Genomic DNA, 22,864 nt, shown 5'->3' on the forward strand with positions numbered 1-22,864 from the left:
CTTTTAACTCAATCTATTTAGCGGCCGAAGTGCGGTATTGATGGACAGCGGCAGAAATTGCTGCCACCACATTCGGACTAACGCCATTTGAGGGGGATTGTTGTGTTGTATTTTGAGTAGGTACTGCGATCGGCTCTGGTACTTCTTGTGGTACCAGTTTCGACATTAACCGAACGAGATAAACGAGGATTGTTAGGAATACGAATACGACAACCATACCCGTAAGCATTAGGGTGGCTGCATCTCCTAGCAGGCTTCCAATATTAGTCATGTTGCGTCCTTTCTTTGTCATCCTGACAAGTTACTCAATCATCTTCTGTGGCGTCACTGCACACTGATTGACTGGCAATGGTCTTGCATCGATCCATTGCAAGAGGTCTAGGATTATCTCGATTGGTGAAATTTTGTCAATTTTGTTTAATCGTACACCGTCATTAAAACGTCATTCGAATGAAAAACTATGATGAGCACGACAATTTGCGGTGCATTTCAAGTTACGCAGAACTTCATACTATGACCTGACATGAGGCTTCAACATAAACAAACTAAAGTTGAAAAACTGGGACACGCTTAAAATTACCGCAATTTTTCGTTTAAAAACATTACGTTGTAATAATAAGGTTATAGGTATGATAAATTTTTGTTAATAAAAAACCCCGCCGAAGCGAGGTTTCTAAAGGATGGCGCGCTCGGAAGGATTCGAACCTTCGACCGCCTGGTTCGTAGCCAGGTACTCTATCCAGCTGAGCTACGAGCGCGCAACAAGTTTTCGCATTGTCGTATGACGCTGCAGGGCATTGCCCTAGGTCTCTGTAAAGAAAGAAAATGGCGCGCTCGGAAGGATTCGAACCTTCGACCGCCTGGTTCGTAGCCAGGTACTCTATCCAGCTGAGCTACGAGCGCGCAACAGTTTTCGCATTGTCATTTGACGCTGCAGGGCATTACCCTTTTCTCTACAAAGTAGAATGAATGGCGCGCTCGGAAGGATTCGAACCTTCGACCGCCTGGTTCGTAGCCAGGTACTCTATCCAGCTGAGCTACGAGCGCGCAACAAATTTTCGTGTTGTCAGTTAACGATGCTGGGCTTCCACTATCTTTGAAAAAGAAAATGGCTCTCAAAGAGAGAATGGCGCGCTCGGAAGGATTCGAACCTTCGACCGCCTGGTTCGTAGCCAGGTACTCTATCCAGCTGAGCTACGAGCGCGCAACAAGTTTTCGCATTGTCATTTGACGTTACAGGGCATTACCCTTTTTCTCTATAAGAGAAAGTCCTTTCCCAAAGGGCATTCTCTAAAGGAGAGAATGGCGCGCTCGGAAGGATTCGAACCTTCGACCGCCTGGTTCGTAGCCAGGTACTCTATCCAGCTGAGCTACGAGCGCGCAAGGATGTGAAGCATATCACATTTAATTTCTTTTTGAACAAAAAAATTGACTTAAACAGTCAATAAATGGCGGTGAGGGAGGGATTCGAACCCTCGATACGGCTACAAACCGTATACTCCCTTAGCAGGGGAGCGCCTTCAGCCTCTCGGCCACCTCACCGCATGTATTTCTTTCCGAAGAGAGAAATGGCGCGCTCGGAAGGATTCGAACCTTCGACCGCCTGGTTCGTAGCCAGGTACTCTATCCAGCTGAGCTACGAGCGCGCAATATGTTCAATAAGAACAGTGTCATACAACACAATGCAAGAATGGCGGTGAAGGAGGGATTCGAACCCTCGATACGGCTACAAACCGTATACTCCCTTAGCAGGGGAGCGCCTTCAGCCTCTCGGCCACCTCACCGTCTTGCGGAGGCACATATTACGATTTACCAAAAATAAGTCAAACATTTTCTTGGCAAAAATAGGAAAAAACAGACTAAGCGTTGGCAATTTAACCAAACCACCATTTAATCGTAGCTTTCCTAAGCAAAATTCACCCTTGTGCCACGAGTTTATGGCGAATTTCACGCAACAAAAAGGCCGGCAATGTGCCAGCCCTCTCGGTTAGAATTAGTAGTTGCCAGATGCAACGTTACCATTTCCCTTTTCCGCTTGAATGCGCATGTAGATTTCTTCACGATGCACGGATACTTCTTTCGGAGCATTCACACCGATGCGAACTTGGTTGCCTTTTACACCCAATACAGTAACAGTGACTTCATCACCAATCATCAACGTTTCACCAACACGGCGAGTCAAAATCAGCATTCTTAGCTCCTTGAGTAGTCTCTAATTATCTTGCTACGAAACTTATTATCCAACAAAAGTTATATTTTCGTAAACTCTCTTATGAAAAGTATTTACCCCAAATGTACCTGTTTCACGTCTTCCACTACGGTTCCACTGGTGATAATGGTGTTATCATGCAGTACGACTGCCGCTTTGTCGATAGCTTCAGGCTCTATTACCAATGTAATTGAGTGTTTACCCTCACAAAAGTGTAGAACAGATATGTCTGAATGGTTGAGAAGTTGTTGATATTGTGACGCTTGCGCTATGGCTTCGACGCCAATCATTGTAATTAACGCGACGTCTTGTTCGGCAACGAGTTTATTTTCAATCACTAATTTGAGCTTGTCGGAACAATCCGACTTCAATAGAAGGTGGCTATCTTGCTCACCATGTAACCATTCGGCTTCATCTACACCGAGCATGTCCTTCTGCTTATCGACCAGGTCTACATAAGCTTTCTCAATTTTGAGTAATCGCATTTGCTTTCTCAGTGCAACACCTTGAACTTGCGCTTTGGCCTGCTCACCAACCACAAGTGTCCCCTGCCCCGACTCAAAGCTCGATAGCACTCGAAGTGGTACCTGATGTTGCCATGCGTACGTCACACAAGGTAAATGCAGTACTTTCGCTCCTTTGCGCGCCATTTCGTGCATCGTAGGAAAATCAATTTCTGGCCATTTGATGGCACTTTTCACTACGCGAGGATCACAGCTGTAGACGCCATCGACGTCGGTATAAATTTGGCACTCTTCAGCATTAAGTACACCAGCTAGAGTCACCGCGGTAGTATCAGAGCCGCCGCGACCCAACGTAGTGATGTCGCCATGCTCATTGACGCCCTGAAAACCGGCAACAATGACAATTTTGTCTTGGTCTAGATACTGGTCAATCACTGAGGTGTCGACGTGACTAATCGTGGCATTGTTGTGGCGATTGTTGGTGGTAATGTTCGCTTGTGCACCAGTGAGCGATACCGCAGCATGCCCCAGTTTATTCAATGCCATAGACAGCAGTGCCATTGAGACTTGTTCTCCGGCCGCTAGAAGCACATCAAGTTCACGGGCATTTGGGACACTATCAACCTGTTTAGCCAAGTCCACCAAGCGGTTGGTTTCTCCTGACATTGCAGAGACAACTACAACGACCTGTTTGCCTGTTTGTTTTGCACGAATTACCTGCTCTGCGACGTTACGAATGCGTTCTACAGAGCCAACAGAAGTTCCACCGAACTTTTGTACGATTAGTGGTCTTTTCACCAGTCTTCACCTTCCCAAGACAACGTGAGTTGTCAGATTTTGAAACCGCGACCATCAAGGTCGCTCCTATAGATAGGCGACGCAATTTACCTCGCCTATTAAATTTGCGTGCTGCTTTTAAGTATGCAATTGATAAGCTGAATAGGTAGTGACCTAAAGCAACAATGCCCAATCAACATACATTGATTGGGCATTTTCATTGTTAGTTCAGAGCGTTATAGACGCTCTTCTAACCAACCGCGAATAGACTGCATTGCTTCTGGCAGTGCATCGACATCAGTACCACCTGCTTGCGCCATGTCTGGTCGACCGCCACCTTTACCGCCAACTTGCTCAGCCACCATCTTAACAAGATCGCCTGCTTTCACTTTACCGGTTAGGTCTTTAGTCACACCCGCAATCAAACCAATCTTACCGTCAGCCACGTTAGCAATGAACGCAATACCGCTGCCCATTTGGTTCTTAGCATTGTCCATCATAGTACGAAGGTTCTTGCTATCCGCACCTTCAAGAGCAGCAACCAATACCTTAGTACCGTTGATCTCTTCGACTTTACCCATGATGTTGGCACTTTCCACTGCTGCTAACTTGTCTTTAAGCTGAGCAATCTCTTTCTCTAGAGATTTCGCTTTGCTTGCTGCATCGCCAAGTTTCGCTTCAAACTGTGCCGCTGTCGCTTCAATCGCATCCAGTGCTGCTTCACCGGTTACCGCTTCGATACGACGGATGCCCGCAGCAATACCACCTTCAGAAGTGATCTTGAATAGACCAATATCACCAGTATTGCTTGCGTGGATACCACCACAAAGCTCAGTCGAGAACTCGCCCATTGAAAGAACGCGAACTTCGTCATCGTACTTCTCACCAAACAGAGCCATCGCGCCTTTTGCTTTCGCAGACTCGATGTCCATGACGTTGGTTTCGATCACGTGGTTTGTACGGATATGTGCGTTCACTAGACGTTCAACTTGTTTGATTTCCGCTTTGGTCATCGCTTCAAGGTGAGAGAAGTCAAAACGTAGGTTGTCAGGCTTCACTAGTGAGCCTTTCTGCGTTACGTGCTCGCCTAGAACCTGACGCAATACTGCGTGCAACAAGTGCGTAGCTGAGTGGTTTAGCGAGATAGCTGCGCGGCGCTCTGCATCTACAGTCGCTGCCACTTCATCGCCCTTAGCAAGTACGCCTTCAACCAGCTCACCGTGGTGTGCAATCGCGTTACCTAGCTTTTGAGTGTCTTCTACTTTAAATAGACCCGCTGATGTTTTCAGAACGCCAGCATCACCACATTGACCGCCCGACTCTGCGTAGAACGGCGTTTCTTCAAGAACCACAATCGCCTTGTCGCCAGCAGACAGTGCTTCTACTTCATTGCCTTCAACAAACATGGCTGCCACTGTGCTGCTGCCTTCTGTGCCTGTGTAACCACAGAACTCAGTGTCGGTATCAACTTTGATCGCAGCGTTGTAATCAGTGCCAAATTGGCCAGCTTCACGCGCACGTTGACGCTGAGCTTCCATCGCTTTCTCAAAACCTTCTTCATCGATAGCAAACTCGCGCTCACGAGCCACATCGTTAGTCAGGTCAGCAGGGAAGCCGTAAGTATCGTAAAGTTTGAATACCGTTTCGCCGTCTAGCACTTTCTCGTCGCCAAGATTATCAAGTGCTTCCGTCAGGATTGTCATACCACGTTCAAGAGTACGACCGAAGTTCTCTTCTTCGATGCGCAGTACTTTTTCCACAACTGCTTGTTGCTTCTTAAGCTCTTCACCGGCAGTGCCCATAACTGATGCTAGGGTGCCAACCAGTTTGTAGAAGAAGGCACCCTGTGCGCCAAGCTTGTTACCGTGACGTACTGCACGACGGATAATACGACGAAGCACATAGCCACGACCTTCGTTTGATGGCATTACGCCGTCAACGATTAGGAATGAGCACGAACGAATATGGTCGGCGATTACACGTAGTGACTGGTTAGAAAGGTCTTCGTAACCGATCACTTCTGCCGCAGCTTTGATTAGCGTTTGGAATACATCGATTTCGTAGTTTGAGTGAACGCCCTGCATGATTGCAGAAATACGCTCGATACCCATACCCGTATCTACCGATGGTTTTGGTAGCGGCTCCATAGTACCGTCTGCGTGACGGTTGAACTGCATAAATACGTTGTTCCAGATCTCGATGAAACGGTCACCGTCTTCTTCCGGAGTACCAGGACGGCCGCCCCAGATATGCTCACCGTGATCGTAGAAAATTTCTGTACATGGACCACAAGGACCAGTGTCACCCATTTGCCAGAAGTTGTCTGACTCGTATGGTTTGCCACCTTCTTTATCACCGATACGAACGATGCGGTCTGCTGGAACGCCAACTTGCTTGTTCCAAATCTCGAATGCTTCGTCGTCCGTTTCATAAACGGTCACCAGCAGGCGATCTTTAGGCAGTTTTAGCGTCTCTGTTAGGAATTCCCAAGCAAAGCTGATGGCATCTTCTTTGAAGTAGTCACCGAAGCTGAAGTTGCCCAGCATCTCAAAGAAAGTGTGGTGACGAGCAGTGAAGCCAACGTTCTCAAGGTCGTTGTGCTTACCACCAGCGCGAACACAACGCTGGGCCGTAGTGGCACGAGTGTAGTTACGCTTCTCAAGGCCAAGGAAACAGTCTTTAAACTGGTTCATACCGGCGTTAGTGAAAAGCAGAGTTGGGTCATCGTGTGGAACCAACGATGAACTGTCTACGATTTGGTGCCCTTTGCTCTCAAAGAACTTAAGGAACGCGTTGCGAACCTCGTCTGTGCTCATGTACATGCAGCTCTTCCTGAAATAATTCGAGTTAGATTTTGGGGGCATATTGTAACCCCATGAGTAAGGATTCGCCTAGTCTTCTGGTAAAAAAGGCAACAAACGTAAGGAAATTAGAGTTTATTCAAGTAAGGACAAGCAGTTGTAGGCACTCACCACTTGGTTTTATTCACTTTCCAATGAATCCAACGCATAGTTTATCTGGTCAAAGGAGTAGCCTCGATACTGTAAAAACCGTACTTGCTTGGCATATTCTTTAGGGTCACTCGCTTTTCCATGTCGGAACTTTTTCTCGGCCGTGGTTTTCGCCAGCTCAAACCAATCAACTTCTTCTTCCATCATGGCTTCATTGACCACAGACTCTGCGACACGTTTTTGATTCAGTTCTTGGCGAATACGGCGCTCGCCATGGCCTTTGTAGATATGTTGGCGAACTTGGCTTTTTGCAAAGCGCAGATCATCGAGATAACGATAGGACTTACACAGCTCAATCGCAGCTTCGATCTCCGACTCTTCATACCCTTTGAAACTCAGCTTTTGATACAGTTCGTACTCACCGTGATCGCGGCGGCTTAATAATTGGATGGCAGCTTCGTTGGCTGATAGCGTCGGCGGCTTTCGTTGATACATAAAAACTAATGGCTTGATAAGACAACAGATACAACAAAGCCCCGCAGTGCAGGGCTTTGTTTAATTCAGATGAAGATTTATAGCTCTTCTGCCGGCGCTTCACCGGTTTCAGCTTCTTCAGGAAGTGCTGGTGTTAGCAGCAGTTCACGCAGCTTGCTATCAATCGCTTGTGCCGCTTCTGGGTTTTCACGTAGGAACTTACACGCGTTTGCTTTACCTTGGCCAATCTTGTCGCCATTGTAGCTGTACCAAGCACCTGCTTTCTCAACAAGCTTGTGCTTAACACCTAGGTCAACCAGCTCACCGTAACGGTTGAAGCCTTGGCCGTAGAGAATTTGCGTTTCCGCTTGCTTAAATGGTGCGGCAATCTTGTTCTTAACCACTTTGATGCGAGTTTCGTTACCCACCACTTCATCGCCTTCTTTGATAGAGCCAGTACGGCGGATATCAAGACGAACAGATGCGTAGAATTTAAGTGCGTTACCACCAGTCGTCGTTTCTGGGTTACCGAACATCACACCAATCTTCATACGAATTTGGTTAATGAAGATACACATACAGTTAGACTGCTTCAGGTTACCTGTCAGCTTACGCATTGCTTGAGACAGCATACGAGCTTGCAGACCCATGTGGCTGTCACCCATCTCGCCTTCGATTTCTGCTTTTGGTGTTAGTGCTGCAACCGAGTCAACAACCATAACGTCAATCGCGCCAGAGCGTGCTAGTGCGTCACAGATCTCAAGTGCTTGCTCACCGGTATCTGGCTGAGACACCAATAGCGCGTCGATATCAACACCTAGCTTCTTCGCATACACAGGGTCAAGTGCGTGCTCCGCATCGATAAATGCACAGGTTTTACCTGCTTTTTGAGCCGCAGCAATACACTCAAGGGTAAGCGTTGTCTTACCTGATGACTCAGGACCGTAGATCTCAACGATACGACCCATTGGCAGGCCACCAGCACCCAGCGCGATATCAAGAGAAAGTGAGCCGGTTGAAATGGTTTCAACGTCCATGGTACGGTTATCACCAAGGCGCATAATTGAGCCTTTACCAAATTGCTTTTCAATCTGACCTAATGCAGCGGCTAACGCCTTCTGTTTATTCTCGTCCATTACTTTCTCCACAACTATCCTTTACGGATATACGCTTTAGGCAACTTACGTGCTTGAGCTGTTTTAATCAGGTGAGCAGCGTGTTCAATACGCCGCAAGATGTGTTTCATTATACTGTTGATTCATACAGTGTCTATACCTGTATGAAGATTTTTTTGTGACCTTGATGTGAGTTCTAAAAGAGTCTGTTAATTTCCATACGCTTAGCGTCTTCCCCTAAGACTCACATCAATGCTCCGCATGTTTAACTGAACGGCTCTTCGTCAGTCACATGGTCAAGCAAAGTCGTTAAGGCATGCCAAACGGCTTGACTGCGCACCGCAGCTCGATCGCCTGCGAACAGACACGTTTCTACTTTTTGCCAGCCAACAGACGAGGCCCAAGCAAAACAGACCGTGCCCACAGGCTTATCCTCGCTGCCCCCTCCAGGGCCAGCAATACCGCTGATGGCGACGCTCAAGGTGCCATTTGAGTGGCTGAGTGCGCCTTGCGCCATCTCTATAACCACAGCCTCACTGACCGCACCATATTGACCAAGCGTTTCTGAACGAACGCCCAGCATTTCCATCTTGGCATCGTTACTGTAGGTAACAAACGCACGATCGAACCAAACCGAGCTACCCGCTATATCCGTAATAGCTGTGGCGACGCCACCGCCTGTGCATGACTCAGCTGTAACCAGGACCTGATCGCCTTGTTGCAATAGCTGACCCAATTGCGTACTTAACTCAGATAGGTTTTGCATTTCCCCTACTCCTCGCCTCCAACTGAGGCTAACTGTGACGTGACATCATGTTAATGAGCATCATGAAAGACTCTGCCCTTTTCGCTCTCGCTGCTTTCACGTATCCTAGGCGGCAACGAAAACCAGTAGCAAAGAAGTGACAGTGAAAGCAGAACAAAAACACACACCAATGATGCAGCAGTATCTGAAGCTAAAAGCCGAAAACCCAGATATTTTGCTGTTTTATCGCATGGGCGACTTTTACGAGCTATTTTACGATGACGCCAAACGCGCATCGCAATTGCTTGATATCTCGCTAACCAAGCGTGGTGCTTCTGCGGGTGAACCCATTCCAATGGCGGGTGTCCCTTTTCACGCTGTCGAAGGTTATCTTGCCAAACTGGTGCAGCTTGGAGAGTCAGTCGCGATTTGCGAACAAGTTGGCGATCCAGCGACCAGCAAAGGGCCGGTAGAAAGAAAAGTTGTTCGTATCGTGACTCCGGGCACCGTCTCTGACGAAGCTCTACTATCAGAACGACTCGATAACCTAATTGCCGCAATCTACCACCAAAACGGTAAATTTGGCTATGCCACGCTAGACATTACCTCTGGTCGTTTTCAACTTTGTGAACCTCGTAGTGAAGAAGCGATGTTGGCCGAGTTGCAGCGCACGGCACCAAAAGAACTTCTATTCCCCGAAGATTTTGAACCGGTTGGCATTATGGCCAATCGCAACGGCAACCGCCGCCGCCCAGTGTGGGAGTTTGAAATCGATACTGCAAGGCAGCAGCTCAACCAACAATTTGGCACCAAAGACCTGGTCGGTTTTGGTGTTGAGCAGTGTGAGCTTGGTCTATGTGCTGCTGGCTGTTTGATCCAATACGTCAAAGACACTCAAAGAACTGCTCTGCCTCACATTCGCTCGCTGACTTTAGACAGTCAAGATCAATCGGTGATCCTCGATGCTGCGACCAGACGCAACTTAGAGCTGACTCAAAACCTGTCTGGCGGCCATGACAATACGCTTGCTGAAGTGCTTGATCATACCGCGACAGCGATGGGAAGCCGCATGCTTAAGCGTTGGATCCACCAGCCAATGCGCTGTCAAAAAACGCTGAACTACCGCTTAGATGCGATCTCCGAGATCAAGCAAGACGCACTCTACACAGAGCTGGCTCCAACGCTAAAACAGATCGGCGATATTGAACGTATCTTAGCAAGACTGGCACTGCGTTCAGCAAGGCCGCGTGATATGGCCCGTCTGCGTAGCGCACTCCAGCAGTTACCTGAGCTAGCACTTAACCTAGAGACTGTGGCACATCCGTACCTCAAGCAGCTCGCCGAATTCTCTGCACCAATGGACTCAATGGCCGATCTGCTTGAGCGCGCCATTAAAGACAACCCTCCGGTTGTGATTCGAGATGGCGGTGTGATTGCCGATGGTTACAATGCAGAGCTAGACGAGTGGCGAGACCTTGCCAACGGCGCAACGGCCTACCTAGACAAGCTTGAGCACGATGAACGTGACCGTCACGGCATCGACACCCTTAAGGTTGGCTACAACAATGTGCACGGCTTCTATATCCAAGTAAGTCGTGGTCAAAGCCATCTTGTGCCTCCACACTACGTTCGTCGTCAAACGTTGAAAAATGCCGAGCGCTACATTATCCCGGAGCTTAAAGAGCACGAAGATAAGGTATTGAACTCAAAATCAAAAGCGCTCGCCATAGAGAAAAAACTCTGGGAAGAGCTGTTTGATTTGCTATTGCCAAGTCTAGAGCAGCTTCAAAACCTAGCGTCCGCTTTGTCGCAGCTCGATGTACTGCAAAACTTAGCTGAGCGCGCAGAAAGTCTAGATTACTGCCGACCAACATTAACCGAAAAAGCAGGCATTCAGATCCAGTCAGGCCGTCACCCTGTGGTTGAGCAAGTCATGGATGAGCCGTTTATTGCCAACCCTATAGCACTCAACCCAGAGCGTAAGATGCTGATCGTTACTGGTCCAAATATGGGCGGTAAATCGACCTATATGCGCCAAACGGCACTCATCGCACTAATGGCACACATTGGCTGTTATGTCCCAGCCGAATCAGCTGAGATCGGTTCACTCGATCGCATCTTTACTCGCATTGGCGCCTCCGATGACCTTGCTTCTGGCCGCTCGACCTTCATGGTTGAGATGACAGAAACCGCCAATATCTTGCACAACGCCACTCAAAACAGCTTAGTGCTGATGGATGAGATTGGTCGCGGCACCAGTACCTACGATGGCCTGTCGCTCGCTTGGGCAAGTGCCGAGTGGTTAGCGACCAAGGTTGGCGCGATGACGCTGTTCGCAACGCACTATTTTGAGCTCACCGAGATGCCAAATCAGTTACCGAACCTTGCCAATGTCCATTTGGATGCGGTCGAGCATGGTGACTCGATTGCGTTTATGCATGCGGTACAAGAAGGCGCCGCAAGTAAGTCCTACGGCCTTGCCGTAGCAGGGCTTGCTGGCGTACCAAAAGCAGTGATTAAAAACGCACGTCAAAAGCTGACGCAGCTAGAGCAGATTGGGCAGAATCCCGCGCGAGCAGAATCGCCACAGGTGGATATTGCCAATCAGCTAAGTTTGATCCCAGAGCCAAGTGAAGTAGAAGAAGCGTTGGCGCAGATTAATCCGGATGATTTGACGCCGCGTCAGGCGTTGGACGAATTGTATCGATTGAAGCAGTTGCTTTAGGGTTAGAATCAGAAGATTACCCCTCCTAGACTCCCAGCTGCGCGCCCCACTTATTAAGGGGAGAAACAGCTGGGTTGCTGCGCATCGCCTAGTTATTAGAGAGCGACATGGGTGACGCAGAGTTGTTGGCTGAGTGCGACGTCGAACTCTTGCTTTTGGCCATCGAGTTCGACTACTAAGTTGTAGAGGTCCTCTTTTTTCGGGTGTTCTGGGTCTGCGTATTTAGGTGCCTCTATCTGAAACAGTGCAGATGCCTGATTCGCGCGAACGTCTATCGGCAAAAAGTAGGTCATACCATCGAACTTGACCGACGCAGAGACAAGGCCAGCACGAAACGTTTGATAATGTAAATCGACCTTGAATTCACAGCCACCACCATGGTGCCAGATCTGCTCCATCGCCACATGCTCAAGGCGTACGTGAGGAATGAACTGTAAGTAAGGCATTTGCCACACACCCATCCGCTCGTCGGTGCGCGACTTTTCTTGAGCTAATGAACATGTCGGCGCACTGTCGATATCAACCAGCAAATCATCTTCATCATACTCAAGAAACAGGATTTCGAGGCGATTTGGGCCTTGTTGAAGATGGGCTCGGATCTCTTTGCGATACGTCGTCTCACTACCATCACAATCAATGACTGCGCGTCCGTTGATACGCACTTCTGCATAGTAATCAATACCACCAATGACCAGATCCACCGCAGGATTCGCCAACTGTGCATCGGTGAGCTCAAAGTCGTGCATTAAGTGCCATTCTTGGTCACGAATCGCTTGTTCCGATAAGCTTTCGGGTAGTACTTGGCTCAGTGCACCTGGAAACGTCAGATCATCTTGAGGGATAGAGAGATCAGTAAGGGGGGAGAGTTGCCAAAGACCGGCGAGATTCATCTTCATTGATTATATTGACCTAGATCATGTTGAGCGAAGTATAATCAAATCGTATTTGGAAAGATAGCAGGATCAAAAAAGGTCAGCGGAGCTGACCTTTTCATCAAGACTTATTCGTCTTCATCATCTTCTTCAGGGTAAAGCGCATCTTCACCTTCGTAGTAAGTACCCCAACCATCGTAGATGATGTCGTACTTCTCTGCTAGATGAACCAGCTTCTCTACTTGAGCATCGATTTGCTCAGGGTTTAGTGCCGATTCCATTGTCGCATCACAACAAAGCAGCTTATTGCCATCTTCGTCTTCAGTTTCTTCTGCTTCTAGCACCTCGAAGCCCATCTTGAACGCTTCAACGACCGCTTTCTCTAAACGATCAAAGTCTTCTGCGAACAGGTGGTGTTCGATCTCATAAAGAGCTTCTGGATCACTTCCATCTTCAATTAGCGCTTGAATGATATCGCGAGTTTCTTCCTTCTGAAATTCGATCAGTTCTTCAACGGACATATACTCATCTTGTTGAGACATAAAGTGCTCCAGCTATAAATAGGTTAACGGCATGAATAATACGAGAAGTCGCCGGAGATCGAAAGATCAAAACGAGATCTTTAGTGACTATTTTTCGAAATCGCATTGAGTGCAAAGTATGATCAAGATCACATATACATAAATTTAACATTTTAATGCTCAAAGGCTGCACTCTTTTTAGGTGTGTTGACGATGGACAATAGACTAAGCTCAGATCACCGCAAAGTTATAGATAAAGCATGCATATCCGCCAGTCAGCCTGACACTCTCCAGCTTTAGGTTTTATTCATTAATCGTTAATAGAACCGCTAGAAAATGTTTTTTTATTCAAACTAGTGACATGAGTATTGAAGCTTGATTGGCAGAAAACCCTGCATATCCAAGCACTCATCCCTCTTTGTGAATGGCCCAAATAGCGCCATCTTTGTCTGCATAGAATCCATCAATCAATAAATTTAACTGAAAACAAAACGTTGCTCAGTGATATTTACTGACCATTAAACTTGCATCTTTATAACAAGCTTGTCATAAATAGCGGCAGATCAAGCTGAAAGGAATCGTAATGAGTAAGTTGTATGTCGGCTCGGAAGTCGGTCAATTACGACGCGTTTTGCTAAACCGTCCAGAAAGAGCCCTAACCCACCTCACCCCATCTAACTGTCATGAACTGTTGTTCGATGACGTACTGGCAGTAGAAGCGGCAGGCGAAGAGCACGATGCTTTTGCAAGCACACTGCGCAGCCAAGACGTCGAGGTTTTGTTGCTTCATGACTTGCTAGTAGAAACCCTCGCAGTAGACGATGCTAGAACCTGGCTACTCAATACCCAAATCTCCGATTTTCGCTACGGACCCATTTTTGCCAACGAGCTGCGTCAATATTTAGCGCAAATGGACAACGAGCATTTAGCGACCGTGCTGCTCGGTGGCCTCGCCTACTCTGAGCTACCAATCAAAACACCATCGATATTGCAAAAGATGAGCAGGCCGCTCGACTTTGTCATTGAGCCTTTGCCAAACCATCTTTTCACGCGTGACACCTCGTGCTGGGTGTATGGCGGCGTCTCGTTAAATCCGATGATGAAACCGGCTCGTCAGCGTGAAACTAACCACCTTCGCGCAATCTACCGTTGGCACCCTACGTTTGCGGGACAAGATTTCATTAAGTACTTCGGTGATGAAGATCTGCATTACGACAATGCCAATATCGAAGGCGGCGACGTTCTAGTCATTGGTAAAGGCGCGGTACTGGTCGGCATTTCTGAGCGCACCACACCACAAGGGGTGGAAAACTTAGCAGCCAGCTTGTTCAAGTCAGGACAAGCCAGCCAAGTGATTGCTATCGACCTACCTAAGCATCGCTCATGCATGCACTTAGATACAGTCATGACCCACATGGATGTCGATACCTTCTCGGTCTACCCAGAAATCATCAATGACAAACTCGATACCTGGCGCTTAACGCCATCGAATAACGGACAAATGCAGGTTGAGAAGCTGCCAAACTATCTTAAAGCACTAGAAAGCGCCCTAGATGTAGATCAGCTGAAGATCATCACTACTGGCGGCGACAACTACGAAGCCGAGCGAGAGCAATGGAACGACGCCAACAATGTACTGACGGTCAAACCGGGCGTTGTCATCGGCTATGAGCGCAACGTGTACACTAATGAGAAATACGACAAAGCCGGCATTCAAGTGTTGACCATCCCTGGCAATGAACTTGGCCGTGGTCGTGGCGGTGCTCGCTGCATGAGCTGCCCAATTGAACGCGATGGCATTTAAACATAACTATTTACAAAAGCCCCAAATAAGGGGCTTTTTTTGCACTTAAATAAAATAATTATTCACAAAATAAGAATTTGTATGTATAAATAGAATCAACAACTAACACAGAGGTACGGACCATGGCTTACAACTTACGGAATAGGAACTTTCTCAAGCTTCTCGACTTCACGCCAAAAGAAATTCAATTTCTGCTCGATATGTCCAAAGAGCTCAAATCGGCAAAATACGCCGGTACTGAACAAAAGAAACTGGTTGGCAAAAACATTGCGCTTATCTTCGAAAAAGCATCGACCCGTACCCGATGTGCCTTTGAAGTGGCGGCTTTTGATCAGGGCGCACAAGTGTCTTATATCGGCCCTTCTGGCTCGCAAATTGGTCACAAAGAATCGATGAAGGATACGGCGCGCGTGTTAGGCCGTATGTACGACGGCATTGAATATCGCGGCTTTGGCCAAGAAATTGTCGAAGAGCTGGGTGCACATGCCGGCGTTCCGGTATGGAATGGTTTAACAGACGAGTTCCATCCTACTCAAATCCTTGCTGACTTCCTCACTATGCTTGAGCACGGCAAAGGCAAGCAACTGCATCAAATCAAATTTGCTTACTTAGGTGACGCGCGCAATAACATGGGCAATTCGCTCATGGTGGGCGCAGCAAAAATGGGGATGGATATTCGTTTGGTCGCCCCTAAAGCATTTTGGCCAGAACAGAGCTTAGTCGATGAGTGTCAGACCATTGCTCAAACTACCGGTGCGACCATCACCCTAACTGAGGATGTCCAAGCGGGCGTCAAAGATTGTGACTTCCTATATACCGACGTTTGGGTATCGATGGGCGAATCTGCCGAAGCATGGGAAGAGCGAATCGCGGTCATGAAACCTTATCAAGTTAACATGGCGATGCTCGAAGCAACTGGGAATAAAAACGTGAAATTTATGCACTGTTTGCCTGCTTTCCATGACGATCAGACGACTATAGGTAAAGAAATTGCGGATAAATATGGACTCAATGGCCTTGAAGTGACCAATGATGTGTTTGAGTCTGAATATTCAATCGTTTTTGATGAAGCTGAGAACCGCATGCATACTATTAAAGCGGTCATGGTAGCCACTTTAGGCAGCTAACAAAGTTGCCAATAATTGACGCTAAATGTTTGATGTAATCGCTTGCGCTCGCAAATTTTGGGCGTATAATTCTCGGCAATTTGTCTGGGGAACGATTAATGGCGCAAGCGAGTTTGACATCACAACACACTCTCGGTAAGCAACTTGCTTATCACGCACCGTTATTATTTCCTATCGAATTCTAAGCCTCCCAATATGGGGGGCTTTTTTATGGTCTTTATACTCAAGTGACCTCTAGATTGCGGTTCAGAGCCCACCTAAGCTCTTAGTTCAAGGAAATTGTAGTCGGAATGGTAACCCCTTTTGGCTGCAATTGACGCAGAAATAAGAGCTTAGGTGGGCTCCCGAAGGGCGAGTGTCCTAGCTCTCTCCTCTTCGTTAGTGATTCTCAACGTAGCCCGCTATGTTTTCAAATCACTGCCTCGACTAGAGAGCTAGGACACCCGCTGAACCGAAATCTAGAGGTTACTTGAGTATATCTATCTGGTCTGGTTGTAACTATAGGGAAGATAAACATGGCGAATACGCTCTATCAAAAGCACATTATCTCGATTCCGGAACTGTCACGTGAGGAACTAGAACTCATTGTGAAAACCGCGGGTCATCTAAAATCCAACCCTCAACCTGAGTTAATCAAGAATAAAGTCGTGGCAAGCTGCTTCTTCGAGCCATCGACACGTACCCGACTTTCTTTCGAAACGGCTATCCAGCGCATCGGCGGTGATGTGATTGGTTTCGACAGCGGTGGCAACACTTCACTGGCGAAAAAAGGCGAGACGCTGGCAGACTCTGTACAGGTCATCTCTTCATACGTTGATGCCTTCGTTATGCGCCACCCACAAGAAGGCGCAGCCCGTCTTGCTTCTGAGTTCTCTAACGGTGTACCAGTTATCAATGCGGGAGACGGTGCAAACCAACACCCAACACAAACCCTGCTTGACCTGTACTCTATTTATGAGACGCAAGGTCGTCTAGATGACATCAACGTTGCGTTTGTGGGCGACCTAAAATACGGCCGCACAGTTCACTCATTGACTCAAGCACTGGCTAAATTCGACAACGTGCGCTTCTTCTTTATCGCACCAGAAGCGCTAGCGATGCCGGATTACATCTGTGAAGAACTAGAAGAAGCGGGCATTCAATATAGCCTGCACACAGACATCGACAGTGTTGTGCCAGAACTTGATATCCTTTACATGACTCGCGTACAGAAAGAGCGTTTTGACGAATCTGAATACGCACACATTAAGTCGGCGTATATCCTGTCTGCAGAGACGCTGAAAGATGCACGCGACAACCTTAAAGTCCTACACCCACTGCCTCGTGTGGATGAAATCACCGTAGACGTTGATAAAACGCCTTACGCGTATTACTTCCAACAAGCAGAAAACGGTGTGTACGCTCGCGAAGCGCTGCTTGCCCTTGTTCTTAACGAAGCACTTTAAGGAGAGATTGTCATGGCTAAAGAAACTCAATTGCAAGTTGAAGCGATCAAAAACGGCACCGTTATCGACCACATCCCTGCAAACATTGGCATCAAGGTGCTGAAACTGTTTGCTATGGATGAATCAAAACAGCGCGTGACTATCGGTCTGAACTTGCCTTCATCGGCGCTGGGTAGCAAAGATCTGCTGAAAATTGAAAACGTGTTTATCACGGAAGAGCAAGCGAACAAGCTAGCGCTATACGCGCCACATGCCACAGTGAACCAGATTGAAAACTACGAAGTGTGTAAAAAGCTGGCATTAGAACTACCAGAAACCATCACAGGTGTTTTTGAGTGTCCAAACAGCAACTGCATCACGCACAACGAGCCAGTAGACAGCAGCTTCAAGGTGTTCGAGAAGCACGAAGATATTCGTCTGAAGTGTAAATACTGCGAAAAAGTATACTCTCGTGAGATCGTGACCGAACGCTAGCGTTAACCACGAGTAAATAGCTATTCAAGCCTCCGATATTTCTCTTTATCGGAGGCTTGATTTTTATTTGTCCTAGAGGCAGTCTAAACCTCTTACTAATCCCATCAAAATGGATAAAACGATGACAAAAGTACTTCATACAGAGTCTGCACCCGCAGCAATCGGTCCTTACGTTCAAGGCGTTGATCTAGGCAACATGGTACTGACTTCAGGCCAAATCCCAGTGAACCCACAAACCGGTGAAGTGTCGGACGACATTTCAGAGCAAGCACGTCAGTCTCTAGACAACGTAAAAGCTGTGGTTGAAGCGTCTGGTCTGACTGTTTCTGACATCGTTAAAATGACTGTTTTCGTGAAAGATCTCAACGATTTTGGCACAGTGAACGAAGTGTATGGCAAGTTCTTTGATGAGCACAACGTTGCAAACTACCCTGCACGCTCGTGTGTTGAAGTCGCTCGTCTTCCTAAAGATGTGAAAATTGAAATCGAAGCGATCGCTGTTCGCAAGTAATCGCCTTGATGACATAGAAAAAGGGTTGCCAGTGGCAACCCTTTTTTAGTTATTTCTTCGCATTCAATTCTGCGACTTCGGCATCCAGCTCAGCGAGCTTTTCCACCATTTGCTCACGGCAAACATTGGCAAGCTTACGGACGTTTTCTTTGCCGTAGCCTTCAACGGAGACAGGCGGCAACATCTCAACAATAATATGCCCGTTATCCCACTTGTTAAGTTTTAAGTGGCCAGTGCTACTGCACACGATAGGAATAATAGGCACTTCAGCGCCGATAGCCGCATGGAAAGCACCGGTTTTGAATGGCAATAAACCACGGCCGCGAGAGCGGGTTCCTTCAGGGAACATCCATACCGATAGATTGCTCTTTTTCATGCTATCGACCACTTGATCAATCGTACCTTTCGCTTTGCTGCGGTTAGCACGATCAATCAAGATGTTACCCGTTAGGTAGTAAAGCTGACCGAAAAGAGGCATCCACAGTAGACTCTTTTTACCAACAGTAACCACGTTTGGCGTCACCGCAGAAGAGACAGTAAACAGGTCCCAGTTGTTCTGGTGGTTAGCAATGTAAATGTGCTGACCACGTTTGTACGCATCCTCAGGAAGGCGAAGTTCGAGTTTGACGCCTAGGATCTTCGACATCGCACCAAAGTAGCGACCGAAGGTAAACACGTGTTTTGGGTTTCTAGGGCTAAGCAGGCAATAGCCGCAGCCAAATACAAACATGACAACGGCGAAAATAGCCACTGCAATGCAGCGAAGTAAAGCAACCATTTTGTTCTCCGACAATGGCTTCAAAAAAAAGCCGAAACCCTTGGATTTCGGCTAATTGAATCTTAAATGTTGTTATTCATCGCCCGCGACACGGGTGATTGTGGCACCCAGCACAGACAATTTGTCTTCAATGCGCTCATAGCCGCGATCGATGTGATAAATACGGTCAACGATAGTCTCGCCTTGTGCAATACAGCCCGCAATGACCAAACTTGCCGAAGCACGAAGGTCGGTTGCCATCACTTGAGCACCGCTCAGTGAATCCACATCGCCACAAATAACCGTGTTGCCTTCAATTTCCGCTTTTGCACCCATACGCATTAGCTCTGGCACATGCATAAAGCGGTTTTCGAAGATGGTTTCCGTGATCACGCCACCGCCTTTCGCCATCATATTCAATAGCGTAAATTGCGCTTGCATGTCCGTTGGGAAACCCGGATGCGGAGCCGTGCGAATCGATACCGCTTTGAGCTCACGCCCCGTCATATCTAGTGCGATCCAGTCGTCACCGGTCTCAACGTCAGCACCCGCTTCTTCAAGCTTAGCCAGTACCGCTTCAAGCAAGTGTGCACTGGTATTACGGCAAACCACTTTGCCGCCAGATACTGCCGCTGCAACCAAGAAGGTACCCGTTTCGATACGGTCGGCAACGACGGTGTGCTTACCACCAGATAGACGCTCAACACCTTCAATAGTGATGGTATCAGTACCCGCGCCTGTTACTTTGGCACCCAGCTTATTCAGGAAGTCTGCGGTATCAACAATCTCAGGTTCACGCGCTGCGTTATCAAGCACGGTAGTGCCTTCAGCAAGCGTTGCCGCACACATAATAGTAATGGTTGCACCAACACTGACTTTGTCCATTACGATGTGCGCGCCTTTCAGGCGACCATCAACTTCTGCTTTCACGTAACCATCTTCAAGCGTGATGGTTGCGCCTAGCTGCTCCAGACCGTGAATATGCAGATCCACAGGACGGGCACCAATCGCACAACCGCCTGGCAGTGACACTTGGCCTTTACCAAAACGAGCGACCAGAGGACCAAGCGCCCAAATGGATGCACGCATGGTTTTCACCAAGTCATATGGCGCACATAGCTCATTGATTTCGCTACCATCAACGTGTACAGAACCGTTACGATGCACTTTGGCACCTAGGCGGCTCAGTAGCTTCATCGTCGTATCAATATCACGAAGATGAGGAACGTTAGCGACTTCAACTGGCTCTTCTGCCAGAATTGAAGCAAATAAAATTGGCAGTGCTGCGTTCTTAGCACCAGAGATCGAGACTTCGCCGCTTAGCGGTGTATTCGATCCAATAACTCGAAACTTATCCATTAATAAACCTTAAAGAGACATCAACTTTTTATCACGAGCCCACTCTTCTGGAGTATAGGCTTTAATTGATACTGCGTGGATGTCATTACGCTGAATGTATTCCATCAGCGGAGCGTAAATCGTCTGCTGCTTTTTAACTCGGCTCATGCCTTCAAATTGAGCATCTACCGCGATGACTTCATAGTGGCTACCTTCGCCTTTGACGATAAGCTCTTCTAGGTTCAGCGCGTTTTGTAATAGTTCCTGTACTTTTGTGCTATCCACAAGATACTCCTAAATGTGTTTCTCTATGACTGATTCAACGTTGTATAGCTGAAACAGTATGTTCAGCTCATCGGGCACGAAGCTGAGCATTATATGACACTTTTGATTTTTTGCATGCTCTAATAAGTGGATTAACATCACCAATCCCGCAGAATCGAAGCGCTCCACCTGCTCTAGTACCAAATTCATTTCTGGCTGAGTGAAGTTAAAGCGTTGAATATCATTCCAAAGTGCGGGCACAGTATCGCGGTTTATATTACCCACCAGTGCCAACGTTGTGTCAGTACGCTGTTCTAATTTCGCTACCATTATTGCCCGCCGCCCTCAAAACGAATCGGTGCTTTCGCCAATTTTTCAAGCTCACTGGCCACTGAAAGGATACCTTCTTGACGGATCTTAGTATTCCATTCAGATTGCTTACTGGATAACAAACTGATGCCTTCAGCAATCATATCGAATGCTTTCCACTCACCGCTCTTCTTGTCCTTACGAAGCTTAAACTCAAGATTAATATTGGGACGCGGTGAGTCCATTATGGTCACTTTCACGCCGATAATGGAGGTTTTATCATCAATTTTTGGCTCAGGGCCAAACTTCACTTCCTGACCAGTGTATTGAGTTAACACTTGTGCGTAGGACGTGACCAAATAAGCACGAAACGCGGTGATAAACTCCATCACATCATCACGTTTCGCTCCTTTTAAATTCGGCCCTAGGAGTTTTAACGCCGCGTAGCGATAGTTCACATAAGGCATTAACTCCTCTTCCACCACAACTTTTAGGTGATCAGGATCGGCTTTAATCATCTCCTGCTCAGCACTCAAACGAGAAAAGGCTTGATCTGAGACTTTGAGGATCATGTCATAAGGCTGCGTCGCATCAAAAGTGTCAGCCAGCACGTTAGCCGAGAGCAATAACGTCACTATCCAAGCTGAACACCACCCAAACCAGCGTTTCAACATCGCTTTACTCCTTATTACTCTCATCGGAACCACCGATGCTATAAAGCACTTGGCCAATCATATCTTCTAGCACTAATGCCGACTTGGTGTCTTCGATTCGATCACCGTCCGCTAAATAGCCTTCGTCATCAAACACAAACCCAGGGACCAGTCCAATGTACTGCTCACCAATTAAACCCGATGTCAGCACTTGGGCGCTCGACGTCTCCGGGAACTGATAATCACTGCTGATCGCCAAACTCACCACAGGAAGGAATGATTCTTTATCGAGTTTGATATCACTAACACGTCCAATGACCACCCCACCAACTTTCACTGGAGAGCGCACTTTAAGGCTGCCAATATTGTCAAATCTCGCTTCCAGCGTATAAGTATCACCGGAGCCAAGGCTCTTGACATCAGCAACCTGAAAAATCATAAACAAGATTGCGCCAAGGCCTAACAACACAAAACTGCCTACCCACAATTCCAACTTTCTTGTCTGTTGCATTAAGAGTTCCTTTAATTATTGCTTTAAGCTTAGTTGCCAAACATCAAGGCAGTAAGAACAAAATCTAATCCAAGTACCGCAAGTGAAGAATGCACAACGGTACGGGTCGTGGCTTGACTGATCCCCTCAGAGGTTGGCGTCGCATCATAGCCGTTAAATAGCGCAACCCAAGTCACGGTAATAGCAAACACAACACACTTGATCGCACTATTTCCGATGTCTCGACCCAGCTCTACCGAAGACTGCATCGCTGACCAAAAGCTGCCGTGATCAATGCCCTTCCAGTCCACTCCGACCAACTGTCCTCCCCAAATACCCACCGACATAAAGATCATCGCCAGCAGCGGCATTGAGATCACACCAGCCCAAAAGCGTGGCGCGACAACACGCTTGATAGGATCCACCGCCATCATTTCTAAACTGGACAATTGCTCAGTGGCTTTCATCAAACCGATTTCCGCCGTCAGCGCAGACCCCGCCCGACCGGCAAACAGCAGCGCAGTCACCACAGGCCCCAGCTCTCTTAACAGAGACAGAGCGACCATTTGCCCTAAACTGCCTTCTGCTCCGTAGTCCACCAGCACTACATAACCTTGCAAACTCAGCACCATGCCGATAAACAGCCCTGAGACTAAAATAATCGCGAGGGACTGTACCCCAACGTTATAAAGCTGTTTGATAAGTAACGGAAAATGTTTTCTCGGTTGCGGCCTAGATAACACCACACCAAGCAGCATGAATGTTGCTCGCCCCCATGCATAACCGACAGAAAGTGCACGCTGACCAACTTTTTGAACCCACAGCGAAAGCGATGCCAT

22 protein-coding genes and 8 tRNA genes are annotated in these 22,864 nt (G+C 47.6%); 6 read left to right on the top strand and 24 right to left on the bottom strand.

What is annotated here, in order from left to right:
* Positions 1 to 13: 13 nt before the first annotated feature.
* From AAA946_RS14190 to pncC, 15 genes are all read right to left on the bottom strand, one after another.
* Positions 14 to 271 carry an oxaloacetate decarboxylase subunit gamma gene (locus AAA946_RS14190; protein ID WP_042496179.1) on the bottom strand — a complete coding sequence of 86 codons (258 nt, stop codon included), beginning with the start codon at positions 269 to 271 and terminating at the stop codon, positions 14 to 16.
* A 410-nt stretch (positions 272 to 681) separates the two neighbouring features.
* A tRNA-Arg gene (locus AAA946_RS14195) sits at positions 682 to 758 on the bottom strand.
* Positions 759 to 826: 68 nt separating this feature from the next.
* A tRNA-Arg gene (locus tag AAA946_RS14200) sits at positions 827 to 903 on the bottom strand.
* 67 nt (positions 904 to 970) lie between these two features.
* Positions 971 to 1,047: transfer RNA gene (locus AAA946_RS14205), tRNA-Arg, on the bottom strand.
* Positions 1,048 to 1,127: 80 nt separating this feature from the next.
* A tRNA-Arg gene (locus AAA946_RS14210) sits at positions 1,128 to 1,204 on the bottom strand.
* A 99-nt stretch (positions 1,205 to 1,303) separates the two neighbouring features.
* Positions 1,304 to 1,380, bottom strand: a tRNA-Arg gene (locus AAA946_RS14215).
* A gap of 69 nt (positions 1,381 to 1,449) precedes the next feature.
* Positions 1,450 to 1,542, bottom strand: a tRNA-Ser gene (locus AAA946_RS14220).
* 27 nt (positions 1,543 to 1,569) lie between these two features.
* A tRNA-Arg gene (locus AAA946_RS14225) sits at positions 1,570 to 1,646 on the bottom strand.
* A gap of 45 nt (positions 1,647 to 1,691) precedes the next feature.
* Positions 1,692 to 1,784, bottom strand: a tRNA-Ser gene (locus tag AAA946_RS14230).
* Between the two features lie 209 nt (positions 1,785 to 1,993).
* Positions 1,994 to 2,191, bottom strand: coding sequence for a carbon storage regulator CsrA (gene csrA / locus AAA946_RS14235; protein ID WP_004415691.1), 198 nt, complete (start codon positions 2,189 to 2,191; stop codon positions 1,994 to 1,996).
* A gap of 92 nt (positions 2,192 to 2,283) precedes the next feature.
* Positions 2,284 to 3,471: an aspartate kinase gene (locus AAA946_RS14240; RefSeq protein ID WP_338165411.1), complete on the bottom strand. Its 1,188-nt coding sequence runs from the start codon at positions 3,469 to 3,471 to the stop codon at positions 2,284 to 2,286.
* Between the two features lie 215 nt (positions 3,472 to 3,686).
* On the bottom strand, positions 3,687 to 6,272 hold the full coding sequence (alaS, locus tag AAA946_RS14245) for an alanine--tRNA ligase (RefSeq protein ID WP_338165412.1): 2,586 nt from the start codon (positions 6,270 to 6,272) through the stop codon (positions 3,687 to 3,689).
* Positions 6,273 to 6,431: 159 nt separating this feature from the next.
* Positions 6,432 to 6,896: a recombination regulator RecX gene (gene recX / locus AAA946_RS14250; protein ID WP_338165413.1), complete on the bottom strand. Its 465-nt coding sequence runs from the start codon at positions 6,894 to 6,896 to the stop codon at positions 6,432 to 6,434.
* A gap of 77 nt (positions 6,897 to 6,973) precedes the next feature.
* Positions 6,974 to 8,011: a recombinase RecA gene (gene recA / locus AAA946_RS14255; protein ID WP_042496172.1), complete on the bottom strand. Its 1,038-nt coding sequence runs from the start codon at positions 8,009 to 8,011 to the stop codon at positions 6,974 to 6,976.
* Between the two features lie 244 nt (positions 8,012 to 8,255).
* Positions 8,256 to 8,756, bottom strand: a complete 501-nt coding sequence (gene pncC / locus AAA946_RS14260; RefSeq protein WP_338165414.1) for a nicotinamide-nucleotide amidase — start codon at positions 8,754 to 8,756, stop codon at positions 8,256 to 8,258.
* 142 nt (positions 8,757 to 8,898) lie between these two features.
* Here pncC and mutS point away from each other — a divergent pair, with 142 nt between their 5' ends.
* On the top strand, positions 8,899 to 11,460 hold the full coding sequence (gene mutS, locus AAA946_RS14265) for a DNA mismatch repair protein MutS (RefSeq protein WP_338165415.1): 2,562 nt from the start codon (positions 8,899 to 8,901) through the stop codon (positions 11,458 to 11,460).
* A gap of 95 nt (positions 11,461 to 11,555) precedes the next feature.
* On the opposite strand, the gene AAA946_RS14270 is transcribed toward mutS, so the two are convergent.
* Both AAA946_RS14270 and rraB read right to left on the bottom strand, forming a co-directional pair.
* Positions 11,556 to 12,356 (bottom strand): glycosyl hydrolase 2 galactose-binding domain-containing protein, encoded by an 801-nt coding sequence (locus tag AAA946_RS14270; RefSeq protein ID WP_338165416.1) that lies wholly within the window; start codon positions 12,354 to 12,356, stop codon positions 11,556 to 11,558.
* A gap of 104 nt (positions 12,357 to 12,460) precedes the next feature.
* Positions 12,461 to 12,874, bottom strand: coding sequence for a ribonuclease E inhibitor RraB (gene rraB / locus AAA946_RS14275; RefSeq protein WP_338165417.1), 414 nt, complete (start codon positions 12,872 to 12,874; stop codon positions 12,461 to 12,463).
* Between the two features lie 562 nt (positions 12,875 to 13,436).
* Between rraB and arcA the strand changes: the two genes are divergently transcribed.
* The 5 genes from arcA (at position 13,437) to AAA946_RS14300 (ending at position 18,214) form a co-directional block, all read left to right on the top strand.
* Positions 13,437 to 14,657, top strand: coding sequence for an arginine deiminase (gene arcA / locus AAA946_RS14280; protein WP_338165418.1), 1,221 nt, complete (start codon positions 13,437 to 13,439; stop codon positions 14,655 to 14,657).
* 122 nt (positions 14,658 to 14,779) lie between these two features.
* Positions 14,780 to 15,784, top strand: coding sequence for an ornithine carbamoyltransferase (gene argF / locus AAA946_RS14285; RefSeq protein ID WP_338165419.1), 1,005 nt, complete (start codon positions 14,780 to 14,782; stop codon positions 15,782 to 15,784).
* A gap of 515 nt (positions 15,785 to 16,299) precedes the next feature.
* Positions 16,300 to 17,229, top strand: coding sequence for an aspartate carbamoyltransferase (pyrB, locus tag AAA946_RS14290; protein WP_042496166.1), 930 nt, complete (start codon positions 16,300 to 16,302; stop codon positions 17,227 to 17,229).
* Between the two features lie 12 nt (positions 17,230 to 17,241).
* Positions 17,242 to 17,703, top strand: coding sequence for an aspartate carbamoyltransferase regulatory subunit (gene pyrI, locus AAA946_RS14295; protein WP_112463130.1), 462 nt, complete (start codon positions 17,242 to 17,244; stop codon positions 17,701 to 17,703).
* A 121-nt stretch (positions 17,704 to 17,824) separates the two neighbouring features.
* Positions 17,825 to 18,214: a RidA family protein gene (locus tag AAA946_RS14300; RefSeq protein ID WP_338165420.1), complete on the top strand. Its 390-nt coding sequence runs from the start codon at positions 17,825 to 17,827 to the stop codon at positions 18,212 to 18,214.
* A gap of 49 nt (positions 18,215 to 18,263) precedes the next feature.
* Here AAA946_RS14300 and AAA946_RS14305 read toward each other — a convergent pair whose 3' ends face one another.
* The 7 genes from AAA946_RS14305 to mlaE form a co-directional block, all read right to left on the bottom strand.
* Positions 18,264 to 18,992, bottom strand: a complete 729-nt coding sequence (locus AAA946_RS14305; RefSeq protein WP_338165421.1) for a 1-acylglycerol-3-phosphate O-acyltransferase — start codon at positions 18,990 to 18,992, stop codon at positions 18,264 to 18,266.
* 72 nt (positions 18,993 to 19,064) lie between these two features.
* Positions 19,065 to 20,330 carry a UDP-N-acetylglucosamine 1-carboxyvinyltransferase gene (gene murA / locus AAA946_RS14310; RefSeq protein WP_338165422.1) on the bottom strand — a complete coding sequence of 422 codons (1,266 nt, stop codon included), beginning with the start codon at positions 20,328 to 20,330 and terminating at the stop codon, positions 19,065 to 19,067.
* Positions 20,331 to 20,339: 9 nt separating this feature from the next.
* Positions 20,340 to 20,594, bottom strand: coding sequence for a BolA family iron metabolism protein IbaG (gene ibaG, locus AAA946_RS14315; RefSeq protein WP_042496156.1), 255 nt, complete (start codon positions 20,592 to 20,594; stop codon positions 20,340 to 20,342).
* A gap of 9 nt (positions 20,595 to 20,603) precedes the next feature.
* Positions 20,604 to 20,903, bottom strand: a complete 300-nt coding sequence (locus AAA946_RS14320) for an STAS domain-containing protein (protein ID WP_338165423.1) — start codon at positions 20,901 to 20,903, stop codon at positions 20,604 to 20,606.
* Complete coding sequence (locus AAA946_RS14325) at positions 20,903 to 21,556, bottom strand: phospholipid-binding protein MlaC (protein WP_338165424.1); 654 nt, start codon at positions 21,554 to 21,556, stop codon at positions 20,903 to 20,905. Before AAA946_RS14325 ends, AAA946_RS14320 begins: the two co-directional genes overlap by 1 nt.
* Before the next feature lie 4 nt (positions 21,557 to 21,560).
* On the bottom strand, positions 21,561 to 22,046 hold the full coding sequence (mlaD, locus tag AAA946_RS14330) for an outer membrane lipid asymmetry maintenance protein MlaD (protein ID WP_338165425.1): 486 nt from the start codon (positions 22,044 to 22,046) through the stop codon (positions 21,561 to 21,563).
* 29 nt (positions 22,047 to 22,075) lie between these two features.
* Positions 22,076 to 22,864, bottom strand: coding sequence for a lipid asymmetry maintenance ABC transporter permease subunit MlaE (gene mlaE, locus AAA946_RS14335; protein WP_338165426.1), 789 nt, complete (start codon positions 22,862 to 22,864; stop codon positions 22,076 to 22,078).

Origin of the sequence: Vibrio sp. 10N (genome assembly GCF_036245475.1) — a bacterium.
GTDB lineage: Bacteria > Pseudomonadota > Gammaproteobacteria > Enterobacterales > Vibrionaceae > Vibrio.